Origin of the sequence: Vagococcus xieshaowenii, assembly GCF_004792515.1 — a bacterium.
Lineage (GTDB): Bacteria > Bacillota > Bacilli > Lactobacillales > Vagococcaceae > Vagococcus_A > Vagococcus_A xieshaowenii.
Genome location: NZ_CP038865.1, coordinates 1,820,517 through 1,827,500, shown reverse-complemented (window position 1 = coordinate 1,827,500; position 6,984 = coordinate 1,820,517). Strand labels below are relative to the sequence as shown.

Here is a 6,984-nt window from a genome sequence, read left to right as displayed (position 1 = left end):
CCCTATCCGTCGCGGGCGTTGGAAATTTGAGAGGAGCTGTCCTTAGTACGAGAGGACCGGGATGGACACACCGCTGGTGTACCAGTTGTTCTGCCAAGGGCATAGCTGGGTAGCTACGTGTGGAAGGGATAAACGCTGAAAGCATCTAAGCGTGAAGCCCCCCTCAAGATGAGATTTCCCATTTCTTTAAGAAAGTAAGACCCCTGAGAGACGATCAGGTAGATAGGTTGGAAGTGTAAGTGCAGCGATGCATTCAGCGGACCAATACTAATCGGTCGAGGACTTAACCAAAAAATTGTATTTCGGAGCGTCAAGTTTTGTTTCAATCCAGTTTTGAGTGAAGGAATTCATTCGAATATAAAAAGTGTGGTGGCGATAGCGAGAAGGATACACCTGTTCCCATGTCGAACACAGAAGTTAAGCTTCTTAGCGCCGATGGTAGTTGGGGGTTTCCCCCTGTGAGAGTAGGACGTTGCCACGCAAGTTAAGGCTAATTCCAATAGGAATTAGCCTTTTTTGTATTTAAATAATTAGAACAATGAATATTTTTGACTGCTTCTAATCTTTTTTTGAATGAAAATGGTTGATTTTGGTTGTTTTTGGTGGTATATTATCTGTGAGGAGTGATGGAAGTGCTTACAGAAGAGAGACATCAATTGATTATGAATAGTTTAGAAAGCCATAATGTCGTTAAAGTTTTAGAATTAGTGGAAGCGACACATGCATCTGAAACAACCATCCGTCGAGACTTACAGTTGTTAGAAGAATTGGGAAAATTAAAGAGAGTGCATGGTGGGGCTAAAATCATAAGAGAAGTCACACCAGAATTACCGCTAACAATTAAAGAGAACCTTCATATGGAAGAGAAAAAAAAAATTGGTCAATGGGTAGGGAAGTTAATAAAAGATAATGAAGTTATTTTTATTGATTCAGGAACTGCGACGTATCAAGTATTACCTTTTTTAAAGGAAAAGAAAATTAGAGCTGTGACGAATTCGATTATTCATGCGCAGTATCTTAGCTCAATAAATATTCCAACAACGGTTTTAGGTGGTCAATTAAAAATGACGACAGGTGCTATTGTTGGGAACGAAACATTAAAGCAATTAGAAAAGTATCATTTTAGTAAAGCGTTGGTTGGGGTCAATGCGATTCATCATCAATTTGGTTTAACAACACCAGAAGAAGAAGAAGCCCTTGTAAAAGAGTCTGTTATGCATCATGCAGAAGAAGTGTTAATCTTAGCAGATCATAGTAAATTTGAAATGATTAATTTTGTGAAATTTGGAGAACTGACAGAAGGTAAAATTATTACTGATTATTTACCATCTAAGTTCCGTTCATTATATAAAGAAGAAATTCAGATTGTCGAGGTGAAAAGTCAATGATATATACGATTACATTAAATCCATCTATTGACTATATTTTTAAGGTGGAGCATTTTGAAGAAGGGGCATTGAATCATATTTTTGATGAAGAAGCCTTACCTGGAGGGAAAGGTTTAAATGTTTCACGTATCATGAAAGCTTTAGGCACAACAGCTACTAATCTTGGTTTTTTGGGAGGGTTTACTGGAGATTTCATTGAGCAAAAATTAGCAGAGCATCAGATTCCTCATGATTTTGTTAAGATTGAGCATCCAACTAGGATTAATTTAAAAATGAAAGCTAATACGGAAACAGAATTAAATGGTTTAGGACCAACTATCAATTCACAAGAAGTCGCACAATTTATGCAAAAAATTGCTCAAATAAAGATGGGTGATGTGGTGATTTTGTCAGGAAGTATTCCTAAGTCATTGTCGGATGATTTTTATAATGAATTAGTAACGATGATTAAAAATCAAGGTGCTTCATTTGTGGTGGATACAAGTGGCGAAAAATTATGGCCATTACTTTCTAAAGAACCGCTACTTGTTAAACCTAACCAGCATGAATTGGGGTTACTATTTAACACGAAAATTGAATCAATAGAAGAAATAGTTGATCACGGAAAAGCCTTACTTGATAAGGGAGCGCAACATGTGATTGTGTCTTTAGGTGGAGAAGGATCGATTTATATTGGGAAAACAGGTGTGTACCGTGCGCAAGCAATTAACGGCTCTTTAGTTAATTCAGTTGGTGCAGGAGATTCCATGGTAGCCGGTTTTGTAGAGACATTATTAAAAACAAATGATCCACTTGAGGCTTATAAAATTGCTGTAGCTTGTGGAACTGCGACAGCTTTTACGCAAGATTTGGCAACAATGGAGCAAATTAACGAACAATTACCGAATGTGAGCATCAGCCAATTATAATAAAGGAGCAAAGAAAAATGACGATAAAAAATTTAATGAAAAAAGACTTGATGATCTTCTCTTTGAAAGAAAAAGAGAAGGCAGCTGTTTTAAATGAAATGGTACAAAAAATGGTTGCTCAAGGTTATGGTAGTAATCAAGCGCAACTTTTACAAGGTCTGTTAGATAGAGAAAGTCAAGTGTCAACAGGGATAGGTGAAGGCATTGCGATGCCCCATGTTAAGTCAGCGGATATAAAAGAGCCTTTGGTTTTATTTGCCAAAAGTGAAAGCGGTGTCGATTTTGATGCATTAGATGGCGAATTAGTTCATCTCTTCTTTTTAATTGCTGTACCAGAAACATCAGATAATACGCATTTAGAAACTATTTCGGCATTATCAAAAGTGTTGAATAATTCAGCGGTATTAGATAAATTAAAACAAACGACCACACCTGAACAAGTGTTTGCTATTTTTGATCAACAATTAGCTGCTGAGGATCATCAAGAAAATATTGTTACTGAACAAGATGCGCCATTTATTGTAGCTGTGACAGCTTGTCCTACAGGAATTGCTCATACGTATATGGCCGAAGATTCATTAATTAAAAAAGCCACAGAAATGGGTGTTCGTATTAAAGTTGAAACAAATGGTTCTAAAGGGGTAGGCAATGAATTGAGTGCTGAAGATATTAAGCAAGCTAAAGGTGTGATTATCGCTGCAGATACTAATGTTTCAATGAACAGATTTGCTGGAAAACCGCTACTAAATCGTAAAGTGACAGATGCTATTCGTCAGCCAGATGTTTTAATTAATCAAGTTCTAAATGATGAAGCGCCAGTTTATCAAGCGGCACAAACGTCAGGAAATGAAGAATCTACTGGACAGTCAACGGGCTCAAACTTATATAAACATTTAATGAGCGGTGTTACACATATGTTACCATTTGTTATAGGTGGCGGGATTGCGATAGCAATCGCTTTTCTAATCGATCAAATGTTAGGGGTTCCTAATTCAGAATTAAGTCAATTAGGTAGCTATAATCAGATGGCCGCTTATTTTAAACAAATTGGGGATGCAGCATTTGGCTTTATGTTACCGGTACTAGCAGGATTTATTGCACGTAGTATTGCAGATCGTCCTGGATTAGTGGCAGGTTTTGTAGCTGGGGCTATTGCATCAACAGGTGGAGCAGGTTTCTTAGGAGCGTTAATCGGTGGTTTTCTTGCCGGTTATATCGTTAATTTCTTGAAAAAAGTTTTTGCTAAGGTTCCACAATCATTCAATGGTATTGTAACTATTTTATTTTACCCAGTTTTCGGTGTTATTATTACTGGCGCTTTAATGCTTGTTGTCAATGTTCCAATGTCAATTATTAATAATGGTCTGAATAATTTCTTAAATGGCTTATCAGGCACTAATGCAGCGTTACTAGGAGCATTAGTAGGTGGTATGATGGCGATTGATTTAGGTGGTCCAATTAATAAAGCCGCTTATGTTTTTGGAACGGGTACATTAGCCGCTACTGTTACAAGTGGTGGTAGTATCGTAATGGCCGCTGTAATGGCAGGTGGTATGGTACCGCCGTTAGCTATTTTCTTTGCAAGTCTATTATTTAAAAATAAATTTTCTAAAGATGAGCGTAGTGCTGGTTTAACGAATTTAGTTATGGGCTTATCATTCATTACGGAAGGTGCCATTCCTTTTGCTGCTGCTAATCCTTTAAAAGTATTACCAGGATTTTTTGTAGGATCAGCTTTAGCAGGTGCTCTTGTGAGTTTGATGTCAATTAAATTGATGGCACCACATGGCGGAATATTTGTTATTTTCTTAATCAACAAACCATTATTGTATCTCTTATTTATTTTAATCGGTGCATTGGTAAGTGCAGTGATTATTGGTTTGTTACGTAATAAAGTTGTTGAGTAAATAAAAGTAAAAAATGCAAGTGAGGCATAAGTAATTAATCCTCACTTGCATTTTTTTTATTTTAAGGCGGCTTGTCCAGCCGCTAGTCGAGCAGTGGGGACGCGGTAAGCAGAACAAGAGACATAACTAATCCCTAGTTGGTGAAAAAATTTAATAGAGGCAGGATCACCACCTACTTCGCCACAGACGCCAATCACTAAATTTGGCTTTGTTTGTCTAGCTTTTGTCACTGCAATCTTAATTAATTGGCCAACGCCTTCTTGATCTAATGTTTGGAAGGGATCGATGGTCATAATTTTTTTCTCTTGATAACTATTGATGAATTTACCGATATCATCACGAGAAAAACCGTAAGTCATCTGGGTTAAGTCATTGGTTCCAAAGCTGAAAAAGTCAGCGTCTTCAGCTAATGTATCTGCAATAAGACAAGCACGTGGCAATTCAATCATGGTCCCTAATTGATAAGGAATAGGTGGGATGTTGTGAGAGTCAAATACTTGCTGAATCGTTTCGCTTAAAAATCGTTTGATTTCCAATAACTCTTCTTTATCAGAAATCAGAGGAATCATAATTTCTGGCTGGATGATTACGCCTTCTTTTGCCAGTTCAATCACACTATTAAAAATAGCCGTTACTTGCATCTGATATATTAAAGGTTCAGTAATCCCTAATCGACACCCACGATGTCCTAGCATAGGATTTGTTTCTTGTAACTGATTAATTTTTTTAGTAAGTTGTTCGGGTCGATGGTTGAGCTGTTTGGCTAAGTTGATAATATCATTTGGATTGTGTGGTAAAAATTCATGAAGCGGTGGATCCAGCAAACGAATGACCATGGGTTTGTCTTGAATCGTTTTAAGCATTTGATAAAAATCGTTTTGTTGAAAACGTAATAGGGTATCTAACGTTTGGGTTAAATCATCGTCGCTGTCTGATAAAATAAGGCGACGCATTTCCAATAAACGTTCTTCTCCAAAAAACATATGCTCAGTCCTTGCTAAGCCAATGCCCGTTGCTCCAAAATTAATGGCCACGTTTAATTCTTCAGGGGTTTCGGCATTTGCTCTAACCTTTAAGTGAGCAAAGCTATCGGCCCAACTTAATAATTGTTGCAGTGCTTGATTGTTTTCTTCAAATACAGTGGGGAGTTCACCTATGTATAAGCGCCCACTACTGCCATCAACGGATAATCTGTCACCTTCTGTTAGCTTAATAGTGTCACAGGTGATTTGTTTTAGTTCTTCGTTGACGTTTAATTCTTCACAACCTGCTACACAACAAGTGCCCATGCCTCTAGCCACAACTGCCGCATGAGACGTCATTCCTCCACGGCTTGTAACGATTGCCTGACTCACAATCATCCCTTCAATATCTTCAGGAGAAGTTTCCTGACGGACGAGAATAACATTTATTCCTTGTTTATGTAATTCTTTGGCTTTTTCTGCGGTGAAAACAATCGTTCCTGTTGCCGCACCTGGACTAGCGGGCAATCCTTCTGCTAATACGGTCGCTTCTTTTAATGTCTCAGGTTCAAAAACAGGATGAAGTAATTGCTCAATGGTTGCTGGCGAAATTCGCAAGACTGCTTCCTCCTTTGAAATCATCCCTTCATTAACGAAATCTAGTACTATTTGAACCGCGGCTTTAGCTGTACGTTTGCCATGACGTGTTTGTAAAATGTATAAGCTACCTTGTTCAATGGTAAATTCAATGTCTTGCATATCTTGATAATGTTGTTCTAATTTTTCGGCATAGTAGTTGATTGCTTCATAAGCATCGGGTAATATCGCGTTTAATTCATGGATAGGTAAAGGTGTACGAATACCGGCTACTACATCTTCTCCTTGGGCATTAATTAAAAATTCGCCGAACAATTCTTTTTTACCAGTGGCAGGATTGCGTGTAAAAATAACACCAGTGCCACTTTGCATCCCTTTGTTACCAAATACCATGGCTTGAATGTTGACAGCAGTGCCAAGTGAATCGGGTATTTGGTGCAACTCACGATAGACATGTGCGCGAGGGTTTAACCAAGACTTAAACACTGCCTGGATTGCAGCAAAAAGTTGTTCAACGGGGTCTTGTGGGAAGTCAACATGGTGATCTTCATAAATGGTTTGATAGGTTTTAATCAATGTTTGATGCTCAGTTTCGCTCCAATCGCGAGTGGGTTTGTTTAAGCGTTGCTCGTTTTTTTCTAGTGCTTGATTGAAGACTTCTTTTGGAATACTGTAGACGACATCGCCAAACATTTGAATTAATCGGCGATAGCAGTCATAGGCGAAAGCGATAGTTGTCGATTGCGCGAATAGTTTGACGCGTTCATCATTTAATCCTAAATTCAAAATAGTATCCATCATTCCAGGCATTGAGAAAGCTGCACCACTTCTTACAGAGACGAGCAATAGATCATGAGGTTGCGTAAATGATTGCCCCGTCATGTTTTCTAACTCGTTAACCGCTTTCAAAATATCGTTCTTTAACTGGGTAGTAAAGAACGTTTCATCTTCTAAATAGGCCATACAACAGGCTGTCGTGATAGTGAATCCTTGAGGGACGGGTAATTGTAAACTTGTCATTTTAGCTAGATTGGCACCTTTACCGCCTAATAGTTCTTTTCCTTGTCTGGCACCTTCTGCAAATGAATAAATGTTTTTCTTCATGGTGAACCTCCCGTTTATTTGATTAATATGTGACACATTTATTTAATAATCATCATATATGAGGTTTATATGTTTGTCAATAGCTTAAATATGTGTATTTTTTCTTTTAAAAAAGCTT

Annotated in this window: 4 protein-coding genes and 2 rRNA genes (1 of these 6 cut by a window edge); 5 read left to right on the top strand and 1 reads right to left on the bottom strand. The window is 37.9% G+C overall.

Features of this window, described 5'->3' with window-relative positions:
• From E4Z98_RS08790 to E4Z98_RS08770, 5 genes are all read left to right on the top strand, one after another.
• Positions 1-291: ribosomal RNA gene (locus E4Z98_RS08790) — 23S ribosomal RNA — on the top strand; it begins 2,626 nt to the left of the window's first position.
• A 74-nt stretch (positions 292-365) separates the two neighbouring features.
• Positions 366-481 (top strand): 5S ribosomal RNA (gene rrf, locus E4Z98_RS08785).
• 151 nt (positions 482-632) lie between these two features.
• Positions 633-1,388 carry a DeoR/GlpR family DNA-binding transcription regulator gene (locus tag E4Z98_RS08780; RefSeq protein WP_168182783.1) on the top strand — a complete coding sequence of 252 codons (756 nt, stop codon included), beginning with the start codon at positions 633-635 and terminating at the stop codon, positions 1,386-1,388.
• Entirely contained in the window at positions 1,385-2,296 is a 912-nt protein-coding gene (gene pfkB, locus E4Z98_RS08775) for a 1-phosphofructokinase (RefSeq protein ID WP_135255150.1), read from the top strand. Before E4Z98_RS08780 ends, pfkB begins: the two co-directional genes overlap by 4 nt.
• 17 nt (positions 2,297-2,313) lie before the next feature.
• Positions 2,314-4,203, top strand: a complete 1,890-nt coding sequence (locus E4Z98_RS08770) for a PTS fructose transporter subunit IIABC (protein WP_135255151.1) — start codon at positions 2,314-2,316, stop codon at positions 4,201-4,203.
• A gap of 56 nt (positions 4,204-4,259) precedes the next feature.
• On the opposite strand, the gene ppdK is transcribed toward E4Z98_RS08770, so the two are convergent.
• Positions 4,260-6,866 (bottom strand): pyruvate, phosphate dikinase, encoded by a 2,607-nt coding sequence (gene ppdK, locus E4Z98_RS08765; RefSeq protein ID WP_135255152.1) that lies wholly within the window; start codon positions 6,864-6,866, stop codon positions 4,260-4,262.
• Positions 6,867-6,984 lie beyond the last annotated feature (118 nt).

Coding starts and splice junctions, on each gene's coding strand:
- pfkB (WP_135255150.1), top strand. CDS start 1,385: ATGATATATACGATTACATTAAATCCATCTATTGACTATATTTTTAAG.
- E4Z98_RS08770 (WP_135255151.1), top strand. CDS start 2,314: ATGACGATAAAAAATTTAATGAAAAAAGACTTGATGATCTTCTCTTTG.
- ppdK (WP_135255152.1), bottom strand. CDS start 6,866: ATGAAGAAAAACATTTATTCATTTGCAGAAGGTGCCAGACAAGGAAAA.